The sequence below is a fragment of the Dapis hubbardiae BLCC-M172 genome, from assembly GCF_050016015.1.
Taxonomy (GTDB): Bacteria; Cyanobacteriota; Cyanobacteriia; order Cyanobacteriales; family Microcoleaceae; genus Trichodesmium.
This window is the reverse complement of the sequence record NZ_JBNHEQ010000235.1, coordinates 2615-5016: the sequence shown is the minus strand read 5'-3', so window position 1 is coordinate 5016 and position 2402 is coordinate 2615. Positions and strand designations below refer to the sequence as shown.

Genomic DNA, 2402 nt, shown 5'->3' with positions numbered 1-2402 from the left:
ACATAGTATGGGCAGTAACCTTTAGCTCCGACGGTAAAACCATTGCTACTGCTAGCTCTGACAAAACCACCCGCCTCTGGGATGCTAAAACTGGCAAAGACATCGCCACCCTACTCCACCAGGACACAGTATTGGGAGTAGCCTTGAGCTCCGACGGCAAAACCATTGCTACTGCTAGTTATGACAATACCGCCCGCCTCTGGGATGCTAAAACTGGCAAAGAATTAGCCACCCTACTCCATCAGGACATAGTATGGGCAGTAACCTTTAGCTCCGACGGTAAAACCATTGCTACTGCTAGCTCTGACAAAACCACCCGCCTCTGGGATGCTAAAACTGGCAAAGACATCGCCACCCTACTCCACCAGGACTGGGTATTGGGAGTAGCCTTTAGTCCCGACGGTAAAACCATTGCTACTGCTAGTTATGACAAAACTGCCCGCCTCTGGGATGCTAAAACTGGCAAAGACATCGCCACCCTCAACCACCAGGACATAGTATGGGCGGTAACCTTTAGCTCCGACGGTAAAACCATTGCTACTGCTAGTTCTGATAAAACTGCCCGCCTCTGGGATGCTAACACCACCAAACAAGTCACTACCCTACTCCATCAGGACATAGTATGGGCAGTAGCCTTTAGTCCTGACGGTAAAACCATTGTTACTGTTAGTTCTGACAAAACTGCCCGCCTCTGGGATGTTAAAACTGGCAAAGACATCGCTACCCTAGTCCACCAGGATATAGTATTAGCAGTAGCCTTTAGTCCTGACGGCAAGACCATTGCTACTGCAAGTGCTGACAAAACCGCCCGCCTCTGGGATGCAGACACTGGCAAAGAATTAGCTACCCTACTCCACCAGGATAGAGTAAATGCAGTAGCCTTTAGTCCTGACGGCAAGACCATTGTTACTGCAAATGAAGACAAAACCGCCCGCCTCTGGGATACTAAAACTGGCCAACAAGTCGCGACCCTACTCCATCAGGACATAGTATTGGCAGTAGCCTTTAGCTCCGACGGCAAAACTATTGCTACTGCAAGTGCTGACAAAACCGCCCGCCTCTGGGATGGAGACACTGGCAAAGAAGTCGCCACCCTACTCCACCAGGATAGAGTAAATGCAGTAGCCTTTAGTCCTGACGGCAAAACCATTGCTACTGCAAGTCTTGACAAAACCGCCCGCTTCTGGGATGCAGACACTGGCAAAGAAGTAGCTACCCTACTTCAGCAGGACTGGGTATTTGCAGTAGCCTTTAGTCCCGACGGCAAAACTATTGCTACTGCAAGTAATGACAAAACCGCCCGCCTCTGGGATGCAGACACTGGCAAAGAATTAGCTACCCTACTCCACCAAGACATAGTATGGGCAGTAGCTTTTAGCCCTGACAGCAAAACCATTGCTATAGCAAGTAGTGACAATACCGCCTACCTCCATCAAGTAATGTCAAAAGATTTAATTGCAGAAGCTTGTCGCCGTCTTGGTCGGAATTTAACAGCAGAGGAGTGGCAGCAGTATATGAATAGTGGGTTGGATAAATATGAGAAAACTTGCGATGAACTTCCGGTTCATCGTAGTTTAATTGCAGAAGCTAAAAATCTCGCCAAAACAGGAAAAAAACAGAAAATCAAAAAGGCAATTTCTATCTGGAAACATACCCAAGAATTAGATGCAGAAATTGACCTCGATCCTGATACAGAAACTATAGAAACAGACCCCCAAGTTGTCGCGCAAAAGTTTGTTGCTACTGGCAAAGTAGAAAAGGGAAAAACAGAAGCAACAGCCGAAAAAATAAATGAGGCAATTTCTATCTTTAAAGAAGCGCAAGAATTATCACCAGAAATTGACCTCGACCCTGATACAGAAACTATAGAAAAAGACCCAGAAGTTGTGGCGAACAAATTTGCTGCTTCTGGCAAAGTAGAAAAGGGTAAAAAATTAGCAAAACAGGGGAAAATAGAAGAGGCAATTAGTCTTTATGATGAAGCACAAAAATTAGATTCAAATGTAGAAATATCTGCTGATAATTGGGAAGTATTATGTCAGTTTGGCAGCTTAAATAATCAGGCTCAAGATGTCATGTTTGCCTGTGAAAAAGCAGTAGAGTTAAGTCCTTATGATTATGAAATTCGGAGTTATCGAGGTGTGGCGAGGGCATTAACTGGGGATTATCCGGGAGCCATTGAGGATTTTCAAGTATATGTAGATTGGAGGGAAGATCGGGAGGAAAAGGTAAAAGTTGAAGGTTGGATAGAGACTTTGAAAAAGGGTAAAAATCCGATTACTGAGGAGGTATTAGAGGAGTTGAAATAGAAGTCAGAAGTTTGAAGTCAGAAGTCAGCAGTTAAGTAGCTGGTAGGGTGTGTTAGACGGCATTAATTACTCGGTATTATCAGGTATTTAACA

The 2402-nt window shown here is 45.1% G+C and carries 1 protein-coding gene; it reads left to right on the top strand.

Features of this window, described 5'->3' with window-relative positions:
* A partial coding sequence (locus ACP6PK_RS21770) for an eIF2A-related protein (RefSeq protein ID WP_426562588.1) occupies nucleotides 1–2309 on the top strand: 2309 nt, incomplete at its 5' end.
* Nucleotides 2310–2402 lie beyond the last annotated feature (93 nt).